The organism is Aeromonas sp. FDAARGOS 1405 (genome assembly GCF_019048265.1).
Lineage (GTDB): Bacteria > Pseudomonadota > Gammaproteobacteria > Enterobacterales > Aeromonadaceae > Aeromonas > Aeromonas veronii_A.
The window spans coordinates 139801-164312 of record NZ_CP077311.1; the positions used below are offsets into that span (position 1 = coordinate 139801).

24 protein-coding genes and 1 riboswitch are annotated in these 24512 nt (G+C 61.1%); of the genes, 7 read left to right on the forward strand and 17 right to left on the reverse strand.

Annotated features, from left to right (window positions below):
* The gene (locus tag I6L35_RS00610; RefSeq protein ID WP_204481219.1) at positions 1-1122 is read right to left on the reverse strand and encodes a GGDEF domain-containing protein; all 1122 of its coding nucleotides are present in this window, start codon (positions 1120-1122) and stop codon (positions 1-3) included.
* 246 nt (positions 1123-1368) lie between these two features.
* Between I6L35_RS00610 and I6L35_RS00615 the strand changes: the two genes are divergently transcribed.
* Together I6L35_RS00615 and I6L35_RS00620 are read left to right on the forward strand one after the other, a co-directional pair.
* Complete coding sequence (locus tag I6L35_RS00615; protein WP_216979274.1) at positions 1369-2766, forward strand: nucleobase:cation symporter-2 family protein; 1398 nt, start codon at positions 1369-1371, stop codon at positions 2764-2766.
* A gap of 99 nt (positions 2767-2865) precedes the next feature.
* Positions 2866-3582 carry a protein ligase gene (locus I6L35_RS00620; protein WP_216979275.1) on the forward strand — a complete coding sequence of 239 codons (717 nt, stop codon included), beginning with the start codon at positions 2866-2868 and terminating at the stop codon, positions 3580-3582.
* A 116-nt stretch (positions 3583-3698) separates the two neighbouring features.
* Here the strand turns inward: I6L35_RS00620 and I6L35_RS00625 are convergent, their stop codons facing one another.
* The gene (locus I6L35_RS00625; protein WP_216979276.1) at positions 3699-5075 is read right to left on the reverse strand and encodes a sodium:alanine symporter family protein; all 1377 of its coding nucleotides are present in this window, start codon (positions 5073-5075) and stop codon (positions 3699-3701) included.
* A 107-nt stretch (positions 5076-5182) separates the two neighbouring features.
* A riboswitch (glycine riboswitch) is annotated at positions 5183-5298 on the reverse strand.
* Positions 5299-5805: 507 nt separating this feature from the next.
* Between I6L35_RS00625 and I6L35_RS00630 the strand changes: the two genes are divergently transcribed.
* Positions 5806-6972, forward strand: a complete 1167-nt coding sequence (locus I6L35_RS00630) for a type III PLP-dependent enzyme (protein WP_118854176.1) — start codon at positions 5806-5808, stop codon at positions 6970-6972.
* A gap of 88 nt (positions 6973-7060) precedes the next feature.
* Here the strand turns inward: I6L35_RS00630 and I6L35_RS00635 are convergent, their stop codons facing one another.
* Together I6L35_RS00635 and I6L35_RS00640 are read right to left on the reverse strand one after the other, a co-directional pair.
* Entirely contained in the window at positions 7061-8029 is a 969-nt protein-coding gene (locus tag I6L35_RS00635; protein ID WP_005343920.1) for a calcium/sodium antiporter, read from the reverse strand.
* Between the two features lie 126 nt (positions 8030-8155).
* The gene (locus I6L35_RS00640; protein ID WP_113738927.1) at positions 8156-8629 is read right to left on the reverse strand and encodes a peroxiredoxin; all 474 of its coding nucleotides are present in this window, start codon (positions 8627-8629) and stop codon (positions 8156-8158) included.
* A 155-nt stretch (positions 8630-8784) separates the two neighbouring features.
* Here I6L35_RS00640 and I6L35_RS00645 point away from each other — a divergent pair, with 155 nt between their 5' ends.
* A complete protein-coding gene (locus I6L35_RS00645; protein WP_216979277.1) occupies positions 8785-9711 on the forward strand; it encodes a phenylacetate--CoA ligase family protein in 927 nt (308 codons plus the stop codon).
* Positions 9712-9794: 83 nt separating this feature from the next.
* Here the strand turns inward: I6L35_RS00645 and yfcD are convergent, their stop codons facing one another.
* Entirely contained in the window at positions 9795-10277 is a 483-nt protein-coding gene (gene yfcD / locus I6L35_RS00650; RefSeq protein WP_216979278.1) for an NUDIX hydrolase YfcD, read from the reverse strand.
* A gap of 203 nt (positions 10278-10480) precedes the next feature.
* On the opposite strand from yfcD, the gene I6L35_RS00655 reads away from it, so the two are divergent.
* Positions 10481-10699 (forward strand): DUF1107 family protein, encoded by a 219-nt coding sequence (locus I6L35_RS00655; protein WP_108542470.1) that lies wholly within the window; start codon positions 10481-10483, stop codon positions 10697-10699.
* Between the two features lie 52 nt (positions 10700-10751).
* Here the strand turns inward: I6L35_RS00655 and I6L35_RS00660 are convergent, their stop codons facing one another.
* From I6L35_RS00660 to I6L35_RS00710, 11 genes are all read right to left on the reverse strand, one after another.
* A complete protein-coding gene (locus I6L35_RS00660) occupies positions 10752-11066 on the reverse strand; it encodes a DUF2845 domain-containing protein (RefSeq protein ID WP_069526295.1) in 315 nt (104 codons plus the stop codon).
* A gap of 188 nt (positions 11067-11254) precedes the next feature.
* The gene (locus I6L35_RS00665; protein WP_005338405.1) at positions 11255-11866 is read right to left on the reverse strand and encodes an FKBP-type peptidyl-prolyl cis-trans isomerase; all 612 of its coding nucleotides are present in this window, start codon (positions 11864-11866) and stop codon (positions 11255-11257) included.
* Positions 11867-12016: 150 nt separating this feature from the next.
* A complete protein-coding gene (locus I6L35_RS00670) occupies positions 12017-12742 on the reverse strand; it encodes a copper homeostasis protein CutC (RefSeq protein WP_216979279.1) in 726 nt (241 codons plus the stop codon).
* 41 nt (positions 12743-12783) lie between these two features.
* Positions 12784-13686, reverse strand: a complete 903-nt coding sequence (locus tag I6L35_RS00675; RefSeq protein ID WP_216979280.1) for an ROK family protein — start codon at positions 13684-13686, stop codon at positions 12784-12786.
* Between the two features lie 108 nt (positions 13687-13794).
* On the reverse strand, positions 13795-14301 hold the full coding sequence (locus tag I6L35_RS00680; protein WP_103251509.1) for a GNAT family N-acetyltransferase: 507 nt from the start codon (positions 14299-14301) through the stop codon (positions 13795-13797).
* Complete coding sequence (locus I6L35_RS00685) at positions 14289-15095, reverse strand: M48 family metallopeptidase (protein ID WP_005338409.1); 807 nt, start codon at positions 15093-15095, stop codon at positions 14289-14291. The genes I6L35_RS00680 and I6L35_RS00685 overlap by 13 nt, the downstream gene beginning before the upstream one ends.
* A gap of 181 nt (positions 15096-15276) precedes the next feature.
* Positions 15277-16251, reverse strand: a complete 975-nt coding sequence (locus I6L35_RS00690; protein WP_005338411.1) for a PstS family phosphate ABC transporter substrate-binding protein — start codon at positions 16249-16251, stop codon at positions 15277-15279.
* A 178-nt stretch (positions 16252-16429) separates the two neighbouring features.
* A complete protein-coding gene (gene phoR / locus I6L35_RS00695) occupies positions 16430-17725 on the reverse strand; it encodes a phosphate regulon sensor histidine kinase PhoR (RefSeq protein ID WP_216979281.1) in 1296 nt (431 codons plus the stop codon).
* Positions 17726-17734: 9 nt separating this feature from the next.
* Positions 17735-18424, reverse strand: a complete 690-nt coding sequence (gene phoB / locus I6L35_RS00700) for a phosphate regulon transcriptional regulator PhoB (RefSeq protein ID WP_005338414.1) — start codon at positions 18422-18424, stop codon at positions 17735-17737.
* Between the two features lie 101 nt (positions 18425-18525).
* The gene (locus I6L35_RS00705; RefSeq protein WP_058056713.1) at positions 18526-18936 is read right to left on the reverse strand and encodes a VOC family protein; all 411 of its coding nucleotides are present in this window, start codon (positions 18934-18936) and stop codon (positions 18526-18528) included.
* Between the two features lie 128 nt (positions 18937-19064).
* Positions 19065-20744, reverse strand: coding sequence for a sigma-54-dependent Fis family transcriptional regulator (locus tag I6L35_RS00710; RefSeq protein WP_216979282.1), 1680 nt, complete (start codon positions 20742-20744; stop codon positions 19065-19067).
* Between the two features lie 236 nt (positions 20745-20980).
* Between I6L35_RS00710 and I6L35_RS00715 the strand changes: the two genes are divergently transcribed.
* Positions 20981-22498: an aldehyde dehydrogenase family protein gene (locus I6L35_RS00715; RefSeq protein WP_216979283.1), complete on the forward strand. Its 1518-nt coding sequence runs from the start codon at positions 20981-20983 to the stop codon at positions 22496-22498.
* Positions 22499-22578: 80 nt separating this feature from the next.
* Here I6L35_RS00715 and I6L35_RS00720 read toward each other — a convergent pair whose 3' ends face one another.
* Positions 22579-23364, reverse strand: a complete 786-nt coding sequence (locus I6L35_RS00720) for a helix-turn-helix domain-containing protein (protein WP_216979284.1) — start codon at positions 23362-23364, stop codon at positions 22579-22581.
* A 233-nt stretch (positions 23365-23597) separates the two neighbouring features.
* Here I6L35_RS00720 and I6L35_RS00725 point away from each other — a divergent pair, with 233 nt between their 5' ends.
* The gene (locus I6L35_RS00725; protein WP_216979285.1) at positions 23598-24497 is read left to right on the forward strand and encodes a DMT family transporter; all 900 of its coding nucleotides are present in this window, start codon (positions 23598-23600) and stop codon (positions 24495-24497) included.
* Positions 24498-24512 lie beyond the last annotated feature (15 nt).

Here is a 24512-nt window from a genome sequence, read left to right on the forward strand (position 1 = left end):
TCAGGCGGCATCTGTTTTTGCGCGGTTCTGCCCCTCGACCACCACGCAGTTGCGTCCCGCCATCTTGGCCTGATAGAGGCACTCGTCGGCACGGTTGATCAGAATATCGATGGTGTCATTGGAACGAGCCATGGCAATCCCGATACTCACCGTCACCTCCAGCAATTCGTCCGAGGTGGGGCTCTTCACCAGCCGCGCCTCGACGGCAATGCGCAGCCGCTCGGCCATTTTGCTCGCCAGCGCCGGATCGGCGCAGTTGTGCATCAGGATGGCAAACTCTTCGCCGCCATAACGCCCCAGCACCATGTCAGGCTCCAGCTGCTCCCCCAGGGTGGTCGCCACCTCCTTGAGCACCGCATCCCCCGCCAGATGGCCGTAGATATCGTTGATCCGCTTGAAGCGATCGAGATCCAGCAGCATCACCGCAAAGGGCTTCTTCTTGAGTTGCAGCCGGATTCGGGCCTGCTCCAGCTGCTTCATCAGCAGGCGGCGGTTCATCATGCCGGTCAGCTCATCAGTGGTCGATTCCCGATATAGCCGCAGCAGCATGTTGAGTTGGCCGCACTGCACCCAGCAACTGGCCATGGTAAACATGCCGAGCACCCACACCTGATTCAGGGTGGCCTGACTCCAGATGCTCTGGCCCACCAGCAGCCAGTGACCCAGCAGCATGGTCACCAGCACCACGCCTGCCAGTTGCAAGCCGAGGGAGAGTGGGATGGGGAAGATGGCAAACAGGGTGATCAACAAATAGGGAAAAGCCGCATAGCCCGCCTGCAACTCCTGTCCGGCGCCAAAGCTGTTCAGGCAGAAGAGGGAGAAGAGCATCATCACGGCCATCAGATAGCCAAGGGCCAGCTTCATCCGTTCCCGCTTGAAGTGGATGAGGTACGAGAGCGGAATAAGTGGCGAGAGCGCCAGGGTGCAGAAGATCCTGGCCTGAAACAGCTGCTCGAAATGAACGGCGGGCAAGGTCAACCAATCCACCACTGCCCAGGCGGGCAATCCGAGCATCAGCAAGCAGGTCAGCAGGCGCAACCGCACCGTCATAAACCCCATGCGAGTACGAGTAAAATCTTCGGAGTGAACCCTCGCACTCCAGAACTCTGACAACTTGAGCATCCAGAGTCTCCACGATGAATACTGAGGGCTCATTCTACACCTACAAAGTGGTAAAATTGTCATTAGCGGGGAGAATAAAAAGGAGAGGTCGGTCACACAAACCGACAGATGATAATCGCAGCGCGCAAACGTTTCAACCCATCAAAAAATAAACCTTTTTTTGCATAATTAGCGCTGGTCAGCCTCATTTCAATCACTACAATAGCGCCCAATTTTCTCCCCCTCCCCACACAATTTGAGGTACTTATGGAACAGGCTGCTGTCACACGCGCCAATCGAGAGGCACATCCACCCAGGCGAGCCCATAGCGAACTGGTCTATGGCATAGAGGATGTCCCGCCTCTGCCCCAGACGCTGTTCGCCGCCCTGCAGCATATGCTCGCCATGTTTGTCGCCATCATTACCCCGCCCCTGATTATCGCCAATGCCCTCGGCCTCCCTGCCGCCGACACCCGTTATATCGTCTCCATGTCGCTGGTCATGTCCGGCATCGCCTCCTTCATTCAAACCCGCCGCTTCGGCCCCATCGGTTCCGGCCTGCTCTCGGTGCAAGGTACCAGCTTCAACTTCCTCGGCCCCATCATCGCTTCCGGTCTCGCCCTCAAACAGGCGGCCATGCCCACCGAGGATCTGTTGGGCACATTGTTCGGCACCATGATGGTTGCCGCACTCACTATCGTGGTGATGAGCCGCTTCCTCCATCTGGTGAAACGGATCATCACCCCGCTGGTCACCGGCATAGTGGTGCTGCTGATCGGCCTGACCCTGATCAAAGTGGGCCTGATCAGCATGGGCGGCGGCTATGCAGCCCTCTCTGATGGCAGCTTCGCCAGTCACACCAACCTCTTCCTCTCCCTGCTGGTGCTCGGCCTTATCGTGTTGCTGCAACGCAGTCGCAACCCCTGGTTGCGCCTCTCCGCCATCATGATCGCCATGCTGGCGGGCTATGCCGTGGCCCTGCTGTTGGGCAAAGTGAGCGCCCCCACCTTCGACGGCCCGCTGGTGATGGTGCCCATTCCGCTCCACTACGGTCTCGGCTTTGACTGGCAGTTGTTCGTGCCGCTCGCCATCATCTTCGTGGTGACGGCGCTCGAAGCGATCGGCGACATGACCGCCACCTCGGATATCTCCGGCGAGCCACTGGAAGGGCCTGTCTATATGGAGCGGATCAAAGGCGGTGTGCTGGCTGATGGTGCCAACTCCATGCTGGCGGCAGTTTTCTCCACCTTCCCCATGTCCACCTTCGCCCAGAATAACGGCGTCATTCAGCTGACCGGCGTCGCCAGCCGTCACGTCGGGCTCTTTATCGCCGCCATGCTGGCCCTGCTCGGCCTGTTCCCGGCTGTCGCCAGTCTGGTGCAACAGATCCCCGAGCCCGTGCTGGGGGGCGCCACTATCGTGATGTTCGGCACCATCGCCGCCGCTGGCGTGCGCATCATTGCTCGCGAGGAGCTGGATCGCCGCGCTCTGATGATCCTGGCGGTGTCGCTGGCCATGGGGCTGGGGGTCGCGCAGGTGCCGGAAGTGCTGCAACACCTGCCGGAGCTGACCAAGAGCGTGCTCTCCTACGGCGTCGCCACCGGTGGCATTACCGCCATCGTGCTCAACCTGCTGCTGCCCAAGCGCGAAGCGCGTCACTCCTGAGACGTCGCCTACCGATAGCAAACAGCCCCGCACTGCGGGGCTTTACCTTGCCAGTCGCCACGGGTAGTGTGCTGGGCAGCCTTTTTTGAGGATGCCGCCATGCCCTATCGCCTGCTCTCCCCCCTTCCCGATACCGCTTCACCCGCACAGATACTGGCACAAGAGCAGCACTGGCTGCGCGACTGCGCCCATGACGGTCAGCCCCGCGCTCACCTCTGGCAGGCCCCCCAATGCCTGATTGTCACTCGCAAGGATACTCGCCTCCCCCATTACGAAGCCGCCTGCCAGCAACTTGCAGCTGAAGGCTGGCCGGTACATGTGCGCGACAGCGGCGGCACCGCCGTGCCCCACGGGGCGGGGATCCTCAACCTATCCCTGCTGCTGCCCCGCACCACCACAGATCTCGCCCACTACTACCGGCTGCTGGGGGCGCCGCTGCTGACCCTGTTGGCGGAGTACGGCCTTGAGGGAAGCTATGACTTCGTGCCCGGATCCTTTTGCGATGGTCAGTACAATCTGGTGATCGGGGGACGCAAGATCACCGGCACTGCCCAGCGCTGGCTGGCGCCGGGGCAGGATCACCAGGGCGCCGTGCTGGCGCAAGCCATGCTGCTGGTGGCGGGTGATGTGGATGAGGGAACCAAGATGGCGAGCCGCTTCTACGAGCTGGCGGGCGGCGAGCTGCGTTTTATGGCGGGAACCTCCACCACGCTGGCAAGCTGCATCGATTGGCACGGTAGCGATCAGGCACTGGTAGAGAAAGTGCGAGCACGTCTGGATAGCCTGCTGAGCGAGGGGCTATCCCCCTCGTCCTGACCTTATCCCGAAGGGAGAGGGAGAAAGTCCCCATCCAGAGACACGGCGCACAAAAAAGCCACGACCGGAGTCGTGGCTTGTTCTTTTCAAGGGGAGCGTGAAACGGGCTGAGGCGTTCAGGCCGTCTGCGGCTCCGGCTCGGCTTCGCTATCCAGATCCCGGCTAAAGTAGGCGCGGGTCTCGGCGATCACCACATGGCGCAGGCCAATCAGGCCGATGAGGTTGGGCACCGCCATCAGGCCGTTAACGATATCGGCCAGCAGCCAAATCATGTCCAGATGGAGGAAGGCGCCGCTCGCCACCAGCGCCAGATAGACCAGACGATAGGGCTTGATTGCCTTCACCCCGAACAGGTACTCGGTGCAGCGCTCGCCGTAGTAGTTCCAGCCAAGGATGGTGGTAAAGGCGAAGAACAGCAGGCCAATGCTCACCAGATACTGGCCGACATGGGCATCAAGCCCCTGGGCAAAGGCCAGACTGGTCATGGCCGCGCCGCTTGCATCGCCGCTCCACACGCCTGTGACCACCAGGGTCAGGCCGGTCATGGAGCAGATAATGATGGTGTCGATGAAGGTACCTGTCATGGAGACCAGCCCCTGCTCCACGCACGAATCGGTCTTGGCCGCCGCCGCCGCGATGGGTGCAGAGCCCAACCCTGACTCGTTGGAGAAGACCCCGCGCGCTACCCCGGACTGAATGGCCAGCATGATGCTGGCGCCGACGAAGCCGCCGGTCGCCGCATGGCCGGTGAAGGCACTCTCGATAACCAGCATGACGGCATCGGGCAGGGCGCTGGCGTTGTTCACCAACACGCCCAGACAGGCGACGATGTAGAAGATGGCCATGAAGGGCACCACCTTGCTCGATACGCTGGAGATGGATTTGATCCCCCCCAGGGTCACCAGCGCCACGATCAGGGTCAGCACCACGGCGGTCGCTTCACGGGGCACCGAGAAGGAGAGGCTCATGGCGTCTGAGATGGCATTGACCTGCGGGAAGGTACCGATCCCGAAGAAGGCCACGCCGATGCCGAACAGGGCAAACAGCTTGGCCAGCGGCTTGGAGCCGAGCCCCTTCTCCAGATAGTACATGGGGCCACCCGCCATCTGGCCGTTGGCATCCTGCTCGCGATATTTCACCGCCAGCAGACACTCGGCGTACTTGGTGGCCATGCCGAAGAGGGCAGCCATCCACATCCAGAACAGGGCACCGGGGCCGCCGAGCTTGATGGCGGTGGCCACCCCGACGATGTTGCCGGTACCGATGGTGGCAGAGAGAGCGGTACAGAGGGCGCCGAAGCTGGAGACATCCCCCTGCTTGCCCTGCCCCTGATCGCGGCCAAAGACCAGCCGCAGAGCGAGCGGCAAGCGCACCACCTGAAGCAGACCCAGACGCAGGGTGAGATAGATACCGGTCCCGACCAGCAGGATCAGCAGGGGTGGACCCCAGATAAAGCTATCGATGGCGGTTAACGCCGATTGAATTGATGACATGCATCCTCCTTAAGAAACAGAAATTAAGGAGGAGAAGGATGATCTTCCCATAGGTGTCGCGATCGGCCAGAGGCGATCGGATGCGGGCCAAGCCCAGGTACAACCATCCCATCCCCTCTGTCCTTTTGCCTGAGAGTTTCCGGCGCCAGCCAGCCCTTGCGGGTAGTCATGGTGCCTTGCTCCTTCGGCGCCCGATTTAACGGGTCTCTCCAGAGTATCGTCCAGTAGCAGTCCACACCGGTTGCCCGGTACCTGAAAGATTCACTTCTTCGGTGGATGGTTGCCCATCGCTCTCCTGCTACCTTCATCCGAACTAGTTTGGATTAGGAAGTCGGCATGTTAATCCAAAAAATGTGAGCTGTCTCGCACTTGGCCGCCCCCATTTATATTTTTTTAGTGACCACCAGAACCGCGGCAAGAATGTTAAATGTTAGTTAACTATCAACAAGTTAGGCTCGCACGGATCAAATGTGGCCCAAACGGGAAAAATGGCGGATAGAGAACAGTGATCCCTCTCGTTTCGCCAAGAAAATCTTGCCGACATATCCAATCAAAATGCTTGCACACAGAATCAATAAGCCGATAATCCGCTGCATAACCAAGCACTTTGCCATCAATTTATGCACTGTGTTCGGTTGGTCCCACCGGACCGCTCGCCTGACCCGGCCGTCGCCGGTTCAATCGCATATGGCTTGGGCATATCACGCCCCCTAAGGATGACCAAAAGAGAATGAACGAGACCCTGGTTGCAAAAGATGTGGTCGCACAAGATTACCGTCAGCTGGTTGAACAATTCGGCTCCCCCCTGCTGCTGCTCGACAAGGCAGCCGTCCGCAAACAGTATCGGGCCCTGGCCGCAGCCCTGCCCGATGTACGATTGCACTATGCACTCAAACCCCTGCCCCATGAGGCGGTGGTCTCTGTCTTGAAGGAAGAGGGGGCCTGTTTCGATCTGGCCACCAATGGCGAAGTCGATCTGGTGCGCAGTCAGGGGGTTCGCCCGGGACGTTGCATTCATACCCATCCCATCAAGCGCGACAGCGATATCCGTTACGCGCTGGAGTTCGGCTGCACTGTGTTTGTCTATGACAACCCGCTGGAGCTGGAAAAGTTCATTCCCTACAAGGACGAAGTGAAACTGCTGCTGCGGGTCAGCTTCCCGAACCCCGAGACCAAGGTCGATCTCTCCAAAAAGTTCGGCTGCACTCCGGAGCAGGCGCTGCCGCTGCTGCAACTGGCCCACGCCAAGGGGATCAAGGTGATGGGGCTGTCGTTCCACGTCGGCTCCCAGGTACCCCACGCTCGTCGCCATGTGCAGGCCATCGACGCCTGCCGCGAGATCATGGAGCAGGCTTGGGCGCTCGGGCTCAAGCCCTGGGTGCTGGATATCGGTGGCGGTTTCCCGGTGGATTATGAAGGGGGCGAGTTCGATATCGACGGTTTCTGCGCGCCGATCCGCGAAGCACTGGCCAAGCTGCCCGCTACCGTGCAGAAGATTGCCGAACCGGGCCGCTTTATCAGCGCGCCGGCCATGACTTCGGTCGCCAGCGTGATGGGCAAGGCCCACCGCGGTGACAAGATCTGGTACTACCTGGATGACGGTCTCTACGGCAGCTACAACGGCCAGCTCTATGACCACGTCACCTATCCGGTGAGCACGCCTTATGCCAGTGGCGAGCAGCACAACTCGGTGCTCTCCGGCCCCACCTGCGACAGCGTGGATGTGATCCGCGATGGCATCATGCTGCCGGATCTGGCTATCGGCGAGTTGGTGGTTGGCAAGGTGATGGGCGCCTACACCTGGGCCTCGGCCTCCACCTTCAACTTCTTCCCCAAGGCCAGCATCCTCATTCTGGACAGCAGCCAGAAGGGGCAGAAGCTGGTGGCAGTAGCCTGAGCACACCGCTCGCTCGCCAACAGGTTCACTAGGCAAAAACAAGAGGGGGAAGCGTGCGCTTCCCCCTCTCTCATTTCACCAACACCTATCAGATAAACTGACTGGTCAGCAGCCAGCCGGTGTAGGCGACGAAGCAGGTGAGCAGCACGCCCCCCTCCAGCCGGTTGATGCGGCCCTGCCCCTTGCGGCCCAGACACATCACCAGCAGCAGCAGGGTCAGCCCCATCATGATGCTCCAGTCACGGGTGAGCACTTCCGGCGCCACATCGAGCGGGTGGATGCCCGCCGCGATCCCCACCACCGCCAGGGTGTTGAACAGGTTGGAGCCCAGCACGTTGCCAAGGGCCAGATCATGCTCGTTCTTGCGAATGGCGATAAGCGAAGAGGCCAGCTCCGGCAGGGAGGTTCCCACCGCGACTATGGTGAGACCAATCACCAGATCGCTGATGCCAAGCGCCTGAGCGATGGTCACCGCCCCCCAGACCAGCAGACGGGAAGCGCCGATCAGCAGCACCAGCCCGACCACCAGCCAGAAGATGGCGCTCTTGAGGGACATCCCCTCGCTCTCGATATCCTCGGCGGTCTCGGTATCCAGCGCATCTCCCTTGCCATTCATGCCAGCCCAGATGGACCAGCCCATCAGAGCAACGAAGACGGCCCCCAGAATGACCGCATCCATCCGGCCCAGATGACCATCGATCAGCAGGGCGCCGGAGAGCAGGGTAATACCAAGCAGAATGGGGATCTCCTTGCGCACTACCTGAGAAGCTACCGCGATAGGGCTGATCAGTGCCGTCAGACCCAGGATCAGTGCGATATTGGTGATGTTGGAGCCATAGGCATTACCGAGCGCCAACCCGGGATTGCCCTGGGACGCAGCCAGTGCCGAGACCACCATCTCCGGGGCCGAGGTACCAAAACCGATGATCACCATGCCGATCAGCAGCGGCGGCATCCCCGCATAACGGGCGGTGGCGGCAGCGCCATCGACAAACTTGTCTGCACTCCAGACCAGCAGCGCCAGTCCGGCAATCAGGGCAACAAAAGCCAGGGTCATAGGATCTTCATCTCTTGTGATCTGCAACGAAGCGCCAGCCCAAACGGGCAGGCACCATGGGAAAGTGGCGCCAGTGTAGCTGTGCCACCTCCCATTTCAAGGGGAAATCAAACCGTGATTAACATTTCACAGTGCAGCCAGCAGGCTCGCGGCATCGGAGACCTCAAACTTGCCTGGCGCCTCCACAAACAGCTGCTCGACCACACCATCGTTGGCGATCAACGCAAAGCGCTGGGCACGGATGCCGCCAAAGGCGCCGGTATCCTTGGCCAGATCCAGCGCCCGGGTCCAGCTGCCATCGCCATCCGCCAGCATGGTGATCGCCTCGGCATTCTGGGCCGTCTGCCAGGCCCGCATCACGAAAGCATCGTTGACCGAGAGGCAACAGATGGCATCCACCCCTTTGGCCATAAACTGATCGGCCAACACCACATAGCCGGGCAGATGGGCATTGGAGCAGGTAGGAGTAAAGGCGCCGGGTACCGCAAACAGCACCACTTTTTTACCGGCAAACAGCGTCTGGCCATCCCGCAGCTGCTTGCCCTCGGCGGTGATAAAGGTAAATTCGCCCGCAGGCAGGGGTTGTCCTACAGCAATCATGATTTCTCGTCCTGAGTCGTGATGGGAAGTCGCCAGTTTATCCCAGAGTGACGATGCCGCCTAACAGCGGCTCTGAGCCTGACCATGGATAGCGGCAGGCATTTTCCCCTTGGGCAGACTACTCTTGAGCTGGTTTCACGGCGCCAGGAGGCCCCATGCAGCACTATTACGATGGACTGGAAATTCGCCCCCCCGCCTTGCGCGAACAACAGCAGCTGGAGCAGCTCAATCATCAGCTTACCCATGTCAGTCAATATTGCGCCGGTTACTCCAGCGTCTATCGCCAGTGCCGCCTCGAGGATCTGGCAGAGCTGGCCACCCTGCCACTGCTCGACAGCAAAGAGCTGTTTGCCGCCCAGCAGGCTCACCCTCCGTTCGCCGGACTCACCGGCCGCCCCGCCAGTCAGGCGTTGCGGGTCTTCTCCTGTCCGGGCCAGCTGGCCATCCCCGAGTATGCGGGAGCAGACTGGTGGGGGGCCGCTCGAGCACTGTTTGCCGCCGGCTTCAAGCCAGGTGAGGTAATACTCAATGGCCACGACTATCATGCCGGCCCCACCGCCTTTATTTTCGATAACGGCGCCCGCCAGCTGGGCGCCCCCGTGGTGCCCTGCGGGCCCCACGATACCCAGCGCCAGCTGGAGGCGCTGCTGCGCTATCAACCCACCGGCTATGTCGGTCCGCTGGTGACCCTGCTCGATCTGCTGGAAGCGGCCGAAGCGGCCGACATCCCGACCGACTCGCTGCGCCGCGCACTGCTGTGTGAAGCCACTCACCCGGAAACCGCGCCGCTGCGCGCCATTCACGGCATTGCGGCCCTCAACTGTCTGGTGTGGCAGGATGTGGGGGTAGTGGCTTACGAGAGCCGACCAGGAGAGGGATTTATTGTGAGCGAGAGTTGCATCATCGAGATCATCGATCCCGCCAGCGGCGAGCCGGTGAGCGGCGACGAGACCGGCCAGCTGGTGCTGACCAGGCTTGACCTGGAGTATCCATTGCTGCGCCTCGTCACCGACTGGCAGGGGCACTGGCTCACGACGCCAAGCCCGTGCGGTCGCTCCAACCGGCGCCTAAAACTGGTGTAGCAGGCCAAGTAAATGCACAAAGGCAAACGGGCAGCCATCAGGCTGCCCGTCTTGTCTCTGAAGAAGAGGATATATGAAATTGTTCAGCGCCTCGCCTGCCAGGTGGCGATGGCGAGCAGGGAGTCGGGGGTAAATTCGCTGGCACGCTCGGCGATCTCGGCCAGGCTCATCCAGTGCACCGCGCTCACCTCTTCGGCCTGCAACTGCAGCGGCCCCTGATAACGGCAACTGAAGAGGCCACCCCAGACCCGGTAGCCCTCCCCTTCCGCATAAAAGCTGCCAAAGCCCTGCAGAGGAACATCTATAATCCCCAGCTCCTCGGCCAGCTCGCGGCGGGCGGAGCGCTCCATCTCCTCACCGGTGGTGACCACGCCACCAGCGCAGGCATCCAGCATGCCGGGGCAGAAATCCTTGCTGAGGGTGCGTCGCTGCACCAGGATCCGATCCGCGTCGTCGAGCACCAGAATATAGCTGGCGCGATGGCAGAGATTCTCCCGCCGCACCTTGGCTCGCTCGGCCACGCCAATCACCCGGTTATCCTCGTCCACCACATCAACCCATTCCACGCACAGGCCCTTTTATTTGTTCCATTCAAGCCCGCAGTATATCGGTGCGGTGGTTTGTCATGGCACAACTTTTTCGATGATGCCGTCAATTTGCCGAGCTCACTGGCAAAATAAGGATTCATGCAAATCTTTATAAACCGTCATATCAGTGTCATCGACCGACACCATAGTGTGCCCTGTCCAGGCAATCAGGGAACCGTGTGATGAAGGTATTCAAGCAGTTATCCCCACGGCAGATCGCTCGCTACATCAAGAGCTTTCATCGAGGCTATTTTGCCATCGAGTCGCTGGGGACATTTGAATTCAACGCGGGCAGGATCAGCCTCCATGGCCTGACCTGCCGCCAGCGGCTAAGACTGGCTCGCCAGATCAATCTGGCGGTCAGACAACTTGGTCACCGCAACCCCTTGCCGGACATGTGAGTCAAAGGGTCTTGCCCTACTGTCTGTTGTGCATCCATGCTTTGCCCGCCGGCTACTGGCCGCGCGGGCCGTTTTCGATATCGGTAATGATGCCGTTGCGCACCGTCACAAAGCGCATGAACTCGTTCTTGCCGAAGTTGTAGGTCCAGCGTTCACCATATTTGACCTGCACCATGTTGCCAAACTGGTTCTCCTCGTTGCGGTTGAGCTCTTCACGCAACATCGGCTCACCGCACTTGAGCAGCATCTCGGCGGTACTGTCACCCTCGGTGATCAGGGCGTTCTTGCAGCGCATGGCATCAGCACTGGCCGGAATACTCAGCAGCAACAGAGCAAGCCCCGCTACTTTCTTCATCTTCTTGCTCATCGGGTTCTCCTTATCCTCTCTAATGAGTCGCAGTATGCCTGTTCCCGTTTCTGAAAAAACCAGTAAAAAGCGCAAAAGTGCCGCCCTTTTCTGCTCTCCAGCCCGCTGGTCGCGACAAATGCTGTCTATCACATAGCCCAAAAACAAACGGCGACCCGAGGGTCGCCGTTTGCATCAAGCCAGCAGGATCACAGGATGTCCAGCAGCTCGACTTCAAATACCAGTGCAGAGTAAGGCGGGATGGAGCCCGCGCCACGGGCACCGTAAGCCAGATCGTGGGGGATGTAGAGCTTCCACTTGGAACCAACCGGCATCAGCTGCAGCGCTTCAACCCAGCCAGCGATCACGCCGGTCACCGGGAATTCAGCCGGCTGGCCGCGAGCGACGGAGCTGTCGAATACGCCACCGTGGGTGAAGGTACCGTGGTAGTGCACACGCACGGACTGACCGGCTACCGGAACGGCACCGTTGCCTTCTACCAGCACTTCGTACTGCAGACCGGAGTCGGTCACCTTCACTTCAGCGCGCTTGGCGTTGTCAGCCAGGAAGGCTTCGCCGTCAGCAGCGGCGGCCTTGGCGGCGGCTTCCTGCTCTTCTTGCATACGCGCAGTGATCACCTGGAAGGCATCATTGATATCGTCACGGCTGACCGCGAACTCCAGACCATTCAGGGCATCTGCCAGACCTTGTTGCAGGGCCGGGATATCCAGACCGGCGAAGGCTTGCTGCGCCAGCTGATCACCCATGTTGCGGCCGATGCCATAGCTGGCCTTCTGTTCGATAGAGTCGTATTGGGACATTGAGATGTTGCTCCAGATCCATGTAGTAAAGAGGCGGGATAATATCAGACTTTTGGCCGGGGTGCTGCCGGGGGCGCCCCTGATTTCCCCGTCAGTGGGAGGAACTTCACACAAGATGCGGATGAACGTCGCCCAACGGCGGCGATCTGCTTAACCGCGATCCAGCAAGACTCTGACCGCAGCCACCTTGGCGCCATCGGTGATATTGACCCGACCATCATCCGAAGTGCCCATATTCACTCCGTGCGGCACCATGCCACCGCGCCAGCCCATGCCGGACATATGCACTTCGCTCACTCCGGTGAACTCGATGATGGTACGCACATTGTCGGCATTGACCCCGGCCCCCGGCATCAGGCTGGCACGCCCCGCCAGCGCCTGCTGCATCTCTTGCAGGGTTTCCAACCCAGCCAACGCGGTCGGCGCATGGCCCGAGCTCAGAATGCGCTCGCAACCGGCCGCGACTATGGTCTCCAGATCGAGGCGCCAGTCGGAAGAGAGGTCGATGGCGCGATGGAAAGTGGCCCCCAACGGCCCTGCTGCATCCACCAGCTGTTTGAGTTTGGCGGCAGGCACCCGCCCCTCCTCATCCAGCAAACCGACCACTACCCCTTGCAGACCGGCAGAGCGGGCCGCCGCGATATCTTGCAGCATCATCTCGAACTCGCCGTCGTTGAAGCAAAAATCCCCGGCGCGCGGGCGGATCATGGCATAAACCGGCACTGTGGCATGGCGGGCCGCCTGCTGCATAAAACCGTAGGAGGGGGTCAGGCCGCCCAGACCCAGCGCAGAGCAGAGCTCGATGCGATCCGCCCCGGATTGCTGGGCGGTGAAGAGGGATTCCAGGTTGTCGATACAGATTTCAAGACGGGTCATGAGGACTCCTTTTTCGGGGAGATCAGACCCCACATCTGATCTCATAGATTGAGCAAGGCTGCGCCGCGCACACCACCGGCACCGCCGAAGCGGGCCTGGCGGATCTCGGGCAGGGCGACCCCGGGCAGCAAGTGACCGGGCAGACGAAGCGGCAGCTGTTCATAGAGGGCGGGCAGGCCGCTCAGGCCGCCCCCCAACACCACCACCTCGGGATCAATCACCGAAATGGCGGTGGCAAGCCCGGCGGCCATGATCTCCAACCAGCAGTCGACCGTCTCGACCGCATGGGGTTCATAGGCCTCGAAGCGTCCCACAATCTGGTGACCCGTGGCACGTTGGCCATGGAAATGGTGATAGAGACGCTCCAGACCGGTGCCGGAGGCATAGGTTTCAAAACAGACCAGACGGCCACAGCCGCAACGGGGACGGGGCAACTCGGGATACTTCATCAGCATGGTCGCGGGCAAGGGGTAGTGACCAATCTCGCCAGCCAGCCAGTTGCGCCCCTGAATAAGCTTGCCCGCCAGATAGACGGCGCCGCCGATACCGGTGCCTATGGTGACGCCGAGCGCACTGCCTGCGCCGTCGGCTGCCCCTTGATGCACTTCGGACCAGAGGAAGCAGTTGGCGTCGTTATCTACCTTGACCGGCCGCTCCAGCAGTTCGGCCAAATCTGCGCCCAGATGGCGACCATTGATGGAGGGCAGATTGGCCGCCACTATGCTGTGATCGTGGCTATTGATGACACCGGGAAAACCGATACCGACCGAGCCCCGTGCGCCGAAGCGGGCATCCGCCTGCTCGACCCGGGAGCGGATCAGCTGCTGCAACCCCTCGTAATCGTTGCCCGGGGTGCTCATGCGCTCCTCGTGGCAGAGGTTCAATGCACCGTCATAGACCGCAAAAGCGATCTTGGTGCCACCGATATCAAAGCCGTAATACATGCCAGCACTCCCTTGTCAGCCCGTGTTTATCCAACTCTGTTCCAAGGGGGACATTGTATTAATTCGCAAAAAAAATAAAGTGACCGAAGGCGAAAAACGGGAGAGTGATCAGAGCAAACGGCTCATTTGTCGCTGCAGGCAGGGCTGCCCGAGGCTTATCAGGGTGCGCTCCTCGCCATCAAAGACAAAGCCGCGGCGCAGGTAGAACCCCTCGCCGATGTGGTTGCCATCGAGCAGCCACAATTTGACGCTATGGCAACCGGCGCGGCGCATCTGCATCGCCACCGCCTGCCACAGCCGTTTGCCATAGCCTTGTCGCCAATGGTCGGGATGGAGGTAAAAGGCGCGGATAAGGGCGCTGCTCTGCCCCGCTTCCTGCTGTGGTTGCCAGTAGAGCAGGCCAATCACCACCTCATCGAGACAAAGCAGCATGGGCCTTGGGCCCGGCTCGGCCAGACGACTCTGCCAAATCTGCAGATGAGCGGTGACGTCCAGCTGCTCCAGCAGGTCGGCACCGAGCACCTGGCCATAGGCAGCGAGCCAGCTGGCTCGCTGCATCACCGTCATGGCGGCGGCATCATCGCTGCGCGCCATGCGCAGGCTTATGCCTTGCATTGGGGCACCAGACCGTTGGCGCGGGCCTGCTCATAGAGCGGCAGCACTTGCGCCTGTTGCGCCTGCAACTCGGCGATCCGGTTCTCGTTGCTCGGGTGGGTGGAGAGCAGTTGCGGCGGAGTGTTGCCACCGGCGGCGGCACTCATGTTTTGCCACAGGGGGATCGCCTCGGCCGGATTGAACCCGGCGCGCGCCATCAGCTCAAGTCCGAGCCGATCCGCTTCGCTCTCCTGAGTACGGCCATAGGGCAACATCACCCCCACCTCGACCCCGAGGCCAAGGGCAGCCATGGTGGCGCCGCGATACTCGCTGGTGCCCATGGCGATGTCCGCAGCCGCCAGACCAATCCCCGCCAGCTGGCTGCGCGAGAGTCGCTCGTTGGAGTGCTGGGCCAGCACGTGAGTCAGCTCGTGGCCGATGACGGTCGCCAGCTGATCCTGATTCTTGGCCACCTTGAGCAGGCCGCTGTAGACCCCGATCTTGCCGCCGGGCAGGGCGAAGGCGTTGACCTGTTTGGAGTCAAACACCACCACTTCCCAGTTGGTGATGCCATAGCTGGCCGGCACCTGGGCGGTCACCGCCTTGGCGACACAGGAGACATAGGCGTTGAGTTTGGCATCCTTGCTCACCTTCTCCTGCTTTTTCATCTGCTCGAAGGAGTCGGCGCCCAGCTGGTTCATCTGCTGGGGAGAGTAGAGCAGCATCTGGCTGCGGCCGGTCGGCGACTGGGCGCAGGCGACCAGCAGGGAACTACAGAGGGCTACCATGCCAAACTTGGTGAGGGACGCAATCATGAAGGGATCCTTTGCCATAACGTTGCCCTATTCTCGGAAATGCCGCCCTGCTGCGCAAGGGAGCCAGCCCCCGGCTGGCGGAAAAATATCCATCCTGCGCTATTAACAAAACTGACAGCCGCCAAAAACAAAACGAGCCCGCTTGGGGCTCGTTTTATCAGGGCATGCTGACTGCAGGCAGTTACATGATACCCAGCTTTTTCAGGTCAGCCTGTACCACCTTGGCCGGCACCGGCACGTAGCCATCTTTGGCAACGATGTTCTGGCCTGCTTTGGAGAGCATCATCTTGACGAACTCTTGCTCCATCGGGGAGAGCGGCTTGTTCGGATGCTTGTTCACGTAAACGTACAGGAAGCGTGACAGCGGATACTTGCCGGTGATGGCGTTATCGGAGGTCGCTTCGATGAAGGTCTTGCCATCTTTGGAGAGCGGTACCGCACGCACGCCGGAGGTGACATAACCGATACCGGAGTAGCCGATGCCGTTCAGGGAGGCAGAGACAGACTGCACCACGGAGGCAGAACCCGGCTGCTCGTTCACGCCGCTCTTGAAGTCGCCGTTACACAGGGCGTGCTCCTTGAAGTAACCGTAGGTACCGGATACGGAGTTGCGACCGAACAGTTGCAGATCCTTGCTGGACCAGTTGCCGTCCAGGCCCAGATCAGACCACTTGGTGGCAGCCTTGGCTTCGCCGCACTTGAGGGTGCTGGAGAAGATGGCGTCGATCTGCGGCATGGTCAGCCCCTTGATGGGGTTGTCCTTGTTGACGAACACAGCCAGGGCATCGACTGCAACGCGGATGGCAGTCGGCTTGTAGCCGTAACGCTTCTCGAATGCTTCCTCTTCACCGGCCTTCATGGCACGGCTCATCGGGCCGAACTGGGCAACACCTTCGGTCAGGGCAGTCGGGGCGGTAGAAGAACCGGCGGCCTGGATCTGCACGTTGACGTTGGGGTACAAGCGCTTAAATTCTTCGGCCCACAGGGTCATCATGTTGGCCAGGGTGTCAGAGCCTACAGAGGACAGGTTGCCCGAAATGCCGCTGGTCGGTGTGTAATCCGGCAGGTCTTTATCCACACCGGCAGCCAGGGCGCTGACAGAAAACAGGGTTGCTGCGGTGAATCCGATTACACCAGCCAGTTTGTTGAGTTTCATCCAATCTCTCCAAAGTTACAGAAGGTCCGTTCTTAAGACGGCGCCAGTATCTGACCTGGCAGTGACAAATTTATGGATTTAATGTGACACTTTAATGACATGGCGAGGCTTTTGACCAAATGAAAAGAGGGCCGCCACCGCCGCCCTCTTTTCATTGCTAACCCATTGCTTGAAAAGCTTATTTCAACACCACCATGCGAGCGGGGATGAGGAAGCTGAAACGGCTGCCAAGGCCGACCCGGCTCTCGATATCGAGCTGGCAGTCGTGATGACTGAGGGCATGCTTGACGATGGCAAGGCCCAAGCCTGAGCCGCCGGTATGGCGCGAGCGTGCCTTGTCGACCCGATAGAACCGCTCGGTCAGCCGCGCCAGATGCTCGGGGGCAATCCCCTCCCCTTCATCGCTCACGGCAAACAGCGCCATCGCCCCCTGCTTGCGCCACTCCACGGTAATTTTTCGCCCCGCCGGGGTGTAGTGAATGGCGTTATAGACCAGGTTGGAGACAGCACTGCGCAGCTGCTCCTGATCGCCACGCACCAGGAGGTTGGGCTGCACCATGAATTCGATCTGGTGAGCCCGATCCCCCGAGAGCGCCCGCGCCTCCTGCTCCAGCAGCCCCAACATGGCGGGCATGTCTACCAGATGGGAAAGATCCACGCTCGGAGCCGCCTCGATGCGCGACAGGGTGAGCAGCTGATTGACCAGATTGTCCATCCGGATGGTCTGCTCCATCATCACCCGATGCGCCTTGGCCCACATGGCGGGCGGCGGCGGCTCCTCGGTCATCTCCAGATAGCCCTTGAGCACAGTAAGCGGGGTGCGCAGCTCGTGGGAGACGTTGGAGACAAAGTGTTTGCGGGTCTTTTCCAGACTGCGCAAGCGGGTGACATCGCGCACCACCAGCATCGCCTGATCGGAGGCGTAGGGCATGATGCGAAACTCGAGAAACTTCTCCTCGTTGACCGGGGAGTGCATCTCGAGGGGCTCGTCATACGCCCCCTTGCCCAGATAGGCGTTAAAGGCCGGATTGCGAATGAGGTTGCCGATATGCTGGCCGGCATCCTCCGGCCAGCGAAAACCGAGCAGTTGCTCCGCCAGCCGGTTGCACCAGAGGATGCTGCCGTCGGTGCGAAATACCACGGCCGCATCGGGCAGTGCCTCGGCCCCTTCCCGAAAGCGGCGAATGAGACCCGCCAGCTCGCGGCGGCGGGCCCGGTGGCGCTGCTGCAGCTTGTAGATGCCGTTGAAGATGTACTCCCAGCTGCCGCTGCCGTTGGGAGGCACCAGGCTGCGATCGTGCCACAGCCAGTCCGACAGCCGCTTCTGGAAACGGTAGTGCCAGCCCAGGTGCATGACGGTAGCCAGCAACAGACACAGGGCCAGACTCTCCGTCAGCCAGCCGACCAAGACGAAGGGCGCATAGAAGAATGCCATTCGCCACAACTGGCGCCGCCAGGCGTATGGTTGCAACATAAGTGCCTCTTAGAGACGGGTTGAGAAGCGATAGCCCGCGCCGCGCACCGTCTGGATCAAGCGATCATGCCCTGTCTCTTCAATCGCCTTGCGCAGGCGACGAATATGCACATCCACGGTTCTGTCCTCGACGTACACATTGGTACCCCAGACATTATTGAGCAGCTGTTCACGGCTGTAGACCCGCTCGGGGTGAGTCATGAAGAAGTGAAGCAGCTTGAACTCGGTCGGCCCCATGTCGAGCGCCTTCTCTTCGGCACTGACCCGGTGGGAGACAGGATCGAGTTTCAGCCCCTGCACCTCGATCACCTCGTCTACCGAGGTGGGCGACACGCGGCGCATCACAGCATGGAGGCGAGCGGTCAGCTCCTTGGGCGAGAACGGCTTGGTGATATAGTCGTCGGCACCGGCCTCCAGACCACGCACCTTGTCCTCCTCTTCACCGCGGGCGGTGAGCATCACCACCGGGATCTGGCGCGTCACCTCATCCTGCTTGAGCTGCTTGATAAACTGGATGCCGCTGCCTCCCGGCATCATCCAGTCGAGCACGATGAGTTCGGGGTAGGGTTCGCGCACCTTCGCCAGTCCATCGGCGTAATCTTCCGCTTCAATCGTCTCATATCCCTTCTGCTCCAACACGAAGCAGAGCATTTCGCGGATCGGTGCTTCGTCCTCGACCACCAGAATTCGCTTAGCCATTCCCTTCTCTCTCCTCTGTGAAGATGGGTGCGCCAATTATTAGAATTTTCTGTGACACTTTTATGACTTTATGACAGGCGGGATGATAAACGTTTTCAGATTCAGTTGGCAGCAGTACGTTGCAACAAGTCCCACCGGTTGCCGCTGATATCCTCAAACACCACCACAGTGCCATAAGGCTCGTCACGGGGCTGTTCACAAAAATGAACACCGTACGCCTGCATGCGCTGGTAATCCCCCCAGAAATCAGTGGTCTCGAGGAACAGAAATACCCGGCCACCACCCTGCTGGCCGATGGCGGCCTGCTGCTGCGCATTGGCCGCTTTCGCCAGCAGCAGTGCAGAACCGGAGGCGCCTTTGGGGGCAACCCGCACCCAGCGCTTGCCCGGTTTGCCCGGTTCATCGAGCCGAGTGTCTTCCAGGAGCGCAAAGCCAAGTCCCTCGGTAAAAAAGCGAATGGCCTGATCGTAATCAGCAACCAGCAGGGTCAGCGCCCCTATGTGTTGTGACATGGCAGAAAATCCTCAACGGATGAGTCAACGGGCGCAATGCCCCGGCCAGGGCGCATCATAGCGGCTGGATGGGCAGGGCTCCAGCCGGCATGTGCGTCTTGAAACGACTGATGAGGGGGAGTGAGCACTCAAGGGGCTTCGCGCAACGTCCGGTAGAGGGTGGTGCGGCTGATCCCCAGCTGGCGCGCGGCCTCGCTGACGTTGCCGCCGCATGCCGCCAGCGTTTGCTGCACCTGCCGCCGGGTTTGTTCACGCAAGCAGGTCGCCTCCCCCATCGGCAAGGCGCCGGGCTCAGTGGCCACACTGGGCAGATGCAGGTGGGCGGGTTCTATCCAACCCAACCCCTCTGCCAGCACACAGGCCACTTCCAGTGCCTGCTTGAGCTGGCGCACGTTGCCGGGCAGCGGATGGGCCAGCAGCTGTTGCTCCGCATCGCGGGTCAGACGCAGGGTCGGGTCCATCTCCGCCAGCAGCCGCCGGATCAGCTCCAGACGCTCAGCGGCAGGCCAACGGCGCAGCGGCATCAGCTGCTGGCGCCAGCCGCAGATCCGGTAATAGAGGTCTTCGCGAAATGCGCCACTCTGCACCATGGCCGCCAGATCCCGGTGGCTGGCACTGACCAGCCAGAAATCCACTGCCTCCGGCTTGTGACTGCCAACCGGCGTCACACTGCGCTCCTGCAATACCCGCAACAGTCGGGTTTGAGCCTGCAGCGGCAGTTCGCCAATTTCATCGAGCATCAGCATGCCGCCATGGGCTGCGCGCAGATAACCCTGACTGCCCTGGCTGCGGGCACCGCTGAAGGCCCCGCCCACATAACCAAACAGCTCGGCTTCCACCAGATCTGCTGGTAACGCGCCGCAGTTGACGCACACCAGTGGCTGCTCTCGCCGACTCGACATTCGGTGCAGAGCCCGCACCAGATGCTCCTTGCCGCTGCCGGTCTCCCCCTCGATAAGCAGCGAAATGCCGCGCTCCAGCATCTTGAGCGGCACCTGCTGCGGATGTGGCACCGGGCTTGAGTGACCAGGCAGCACGGCGCGGGAAGAGGTCGCGTCCGCTTCTGGCACCAGCCGCAAGCCACGCCCCTCGCGCAGCAGTTGCCTGCCATCGAAAGGGTGCTGACCGAGCCAGAGTCGGCCTGCCCGGTTGGCGCCGAGCAGTTCCCCCTCCTCTCCCAGCAACAGGCGAGCGGACCAGAGGCTCTGGGGATCGAGATCCACCAGCCAGCCCGGCTGACGCGCCAGCAGTGCGTTTTCGAGGGTCATCGCCAGCAGCCGCACCGTGCCCAGCATATCGCCATCGTGATGGGCCGCATCGGTGGAGATATCGAGCACCCCGAGCAATTGCCCATCCGGCCCGAGCAACGGGCAAGCGCTGCAACTAAGGAAGCTGTGCTGGGCGAAGAAGTGCTGATTGCCGAGCACCTGCACTTCGCTCTGCTCGGCCAGCGCAGTACCGATGGCGTTGGTACCTTTGCTCGCCTCCCCCCAGCGGGCGCCACTGCGCAAAAAGATACGCTCGGCATGGCGGGCGAACCCCTCATCACCGCTGGCGGCCAGAATGGCCCCCTCACCGTCACACAACAACAGGCGACAGGGGCGACCCGCCAGCAGCTGGGCAAACAGCGGCAGCACGAAGCGCTGGAAGCAGGCGATCAGCGCCCTGTGCTGCTCCTGACGGGCCGATAGCTCCCCCTGGGGCAGCAAGTCCAAGTCGGCGCTCTGCTGGCGGCTCAGCCCCTGATGCAGGCAACGCTGCCAGGAACGCTGGATCGGACCGGGACCGGGTTGAAGTGACTCACTCATCACGCCTCCTGTTCACAAACAGCACGACTGTCTCGGCCACTGTCCAGAAACGGTACAGATTTATCGCAATAGCCGTGGTCATTGGTTAACCAAGATACGCTGCCACACCCCATTTGATAACGTTTTTGTAACCTTCTGTCTGCTGGTCAGACCCTTTGGCACGCCCCTTGCGATATCAGCGGGCAACCGGTCTGTCAGCCAGTCCGGTCAGGATCACACACATAAAGGATGATGAGATGATTTATACCGCTCCCGGTCAGGCAGGTGCCCTGGTCAGCTTCAAGTCCCGTTACGACAACTTCATTGGCGGTGAGTGGGTGGCACCTCGCGCCGGCCGCTACTTTGAAAATATCTCGCCGGTGGATGGCAAAGTATTCTGCGAGGTCGCCCGCTCCGACGCCGCCGATATCGAGCTGGCGCTGGATGCCGCCCACAAGGCGTTCTCCAGCTGGAGCAAGACCAGCGTCACCGAGCGCAGCAATCTGCTGCTGCGCATCGCCGATCGCATCGAGCAGAACATCGAGCGACTCGCCATCGCCGAAACCTGGGAGAACGGCAAGGCGGTGCGCGAAACCCTGGCGGCAGACCTGCCGCTGGTGGTGGATCACTTCCGCTACTTCGCTGGCTGCATTCGCGCTCAGGAGGGCTCGGCCGCCGAGCTGGATCAGAACACCGTCAGCTACCACTTCAAAGAGCCCATCGGCGTGGTCGGCCAGATCATCCCGTGGAACTTCCCGCTGCTGATGGCCGCCTGGAAGCTGGCCCCGGTGCTGGCGGCGGGTTGCTGCAGCGTGCTCAAGCCCGCCGAGCAGACCCCGGTCACCATCATGCTGATGATGGATCTCATCAAGGACATCCTGCCCCCCGGCGTAGTCAACGTGGTCAACGGCTTCGGCGCCGAGGCAGGTCAGGCGCTCGCCACCAGCAATCGGATCCAGAAACTGGCCTTTACCGGTTCGACCGAAGTGGGCGCCCATATCCTGCGCTGCGCAGCCGACAAGCTCATTCCCTCCACCGTGGAGCTGGGGGGCAAGTCCCCCAATATCTACTTCGCCGACGTGATGCAGCACGAGAGCAGCTACATCGACAAGGCGGTAGAAGGGATGCTGATGACCTTCTTCAACCAGGGGGAAGTGTGTACCTGCCCCTCCCGCGCGCTGGTGCAGGCCAGCATCTATGACGACTTCATGGACAGGGTGCTGGCCCGCGCCCGCACCATCGTTCAGGGCAACCCCCTCGATACCGCCACTCAGGTGGGGGCGCAGGCGTCCCGCGAGCAGTTCGACAAGATCCTGGGCTACATGGAGATCGGCCGCGGCGAAGGGGCCAAGATGCTGATCGGCGGCGGCCCGGCCAAGGTGAGCGGGCTGGAGGGGGGCTTCTACATCCAGCCCACCATCTTCTCCGGTCAGAACAAGATGCGGGTGTTCCAGGAGGAGATCTTCGGGCCGGCACTCGGGGTCACCACCTTCAAGGACGAGGCGGATGCTCTGGCCATTGCCAACGACACCCAGTACGGGTTGGGGGCAGGCCTGTGGACCCGCGACAGCAATCTGGCCTGGCGCATGGGGCGTGGCATTCAGGCTGGCCGGGTCTGGGTCAACTGCTACCACGCCTACCCGGCACACGCCGCCTTTGGCGGTTACAAAAAGTCGGGGATCGGCCGTGAGACCCACAAGATGATGCTGGACCACTACCAGAACACCAAGAACCTGCTGGTAAGTCACGACATCAACCCGCTCGGCTTCTTCTAGCGCAAGCAGATGTCATCAGAAAGGGCGCCTGCGGGCGCCCTTCTTGTTTTGCTTCACCATATGACATGTCCGGCAATTTGTTATCGGGCTGACTGTAGGCGATAACGCTGGGGGGAGCAGCCCACCTCCCGGTTGAACATGGCGATAAAGGCCGAGGTGGAGCCGTAACCGAGCCGCCAGCTGAGCTCCTGAATCGGCATGTCCCCCTTGAGCCAGGCCAGCGCCTTGAGCAGCCGCAACCGCGCCCGCCACTGACCGAAACTCATCCCCAGCTCCCGCAGGCAGCGCCGCGCCAGGGTGCGCTCTGTGGTATGCAGTTGTCCGGCCCACTGGGCCAGAGTTCGGGGATCGGCAGGATCGCTGTGTAACGCCGCCAGCATGGGAGCCAGCAGCTTGTCCTGACTCATCGGCAGGTAGCTCTCCTGACAGCGAGTGCGCGCCAGTCGCTCCACCAGTAACTCGGCCTGGCGCTGATCCCACTCATCCGCCATATCGCTCACCCGCCGCTCGCAAAAGTCGCTCAGCAGGGCGCGGATCAGCGGGGTGAGCAGCAGCAATCTGGGCTCAGGCGGCAGCTTGGCCGCCAGCTCGTGGCTGACGTAGATGGAGGTGTAGTCGAGGGTCTGCTCGTTGTAGGAGGTGTGGTCGAGACCCGCCGGTACCCAGATAAGGTAGTCGGCAGGGGCCACCAGTCGCTGATCCCCCAGCTCTATCTCCATGATCCCCAGACTGATCATGTTGAGCTGGCCCCAGGGGTGGGAGTGCAGCACGGTCGCGCTGTCGGCCAGCATCTGCTGGTAACTGAAATAGAGCGGATTGGGAGCGGGCAGAACGACATCTACCGGCTGAAAGTGGTGAGTGGCCATCAGCGCCCCTTGTCAGCGAGAGAGAGGAGCAGGCGTGATGCAACGCCCTGTTGGCTCGGTCTCCGGCACAGGTCAAAAGCAGCCATCAGTTGCGGGCAGACGCAGCCCGTGTGGGCCGGAATAAGGTGCATCAGAAAGAGTTGTCTTTTCTGCTGGGTCATCTGTCTGTTTTACGCTACTTGATAATATAAAGACAAGGGTAGACTTGGCCCCCTGTTAATAAGGAGCCTCTGATGCGAATCTTTTCCCCTCTTCTCTTTCCGCTGATGGCGGTGCTGATCTGGGCTACCAATACCGTGGTGTCCAAGGCGGCCGCCAGTGTGCTCGACCCCGCGGCTATCTCCTTCTATCGCTGGGTGATCGCCGCTCTGGCACTGACCCCCTTCTGTCTGCCCACCCTATGGCGGCGACGCAGTGAGGTTCGCCCCTGGCTCGGCAAGCTGCTGGTGCTGGCGGCGCTCGGTATGGTGCTCTACCAGTGTCTGGCCTATTACGCCGCCCACAGCACCTCGGCTACCAATATGGGGGTGATCGGCTCCCTCATTCCGCTGCTCACCCTGCTGCAAGGGGCGCTCTTCTTCGGCCAGCGTCCCGGCAAACAGGCACTGCTCGGCATGAGTATCTCCCTGTTCGGGGTGTTCTGGCTGCTTGGCAAGGGCGAACCACTGGCCCTGCTCCACAACGGCATCAACCCGGGGGATGGCATGATGTTGCTGGGCTCCGCCAGCTACGCCCTTTACGGCCTCTTGATCCGCCGCTGGCACCTGCCATTTGGCCCCTGGCTCAACCTCTATATGCAGATCCTGCTGGCGGTGCTACTGCTGGTGCCGCTAGCTCTCAGCGCCGACTCGATGGCGGTGCCAGCCGAAGGGTGGGGACTGGTGCTCTTCGCCGGGCTCGCCTCCTCCCTGCTGGCGGCTTACTGCTGGATGCGCGGCCTCGCCTGCATGGGGGCAGAGCGCACCTCGGTCTTTATGAACCTGATGCCGCTCTGTACGGCGCTGATCGCCGTCGTCGGTCTGGGCGAGCCGATCCATGGCTACCACCTGCTGGGTGGCGGGCTGATCCTGGGCGGGGTGATGACCTCCCAGCTGAAGGGGCGTGCGCCGATAGCCGAACGGGAAACCGCCTGAGAACCAACATCGTCC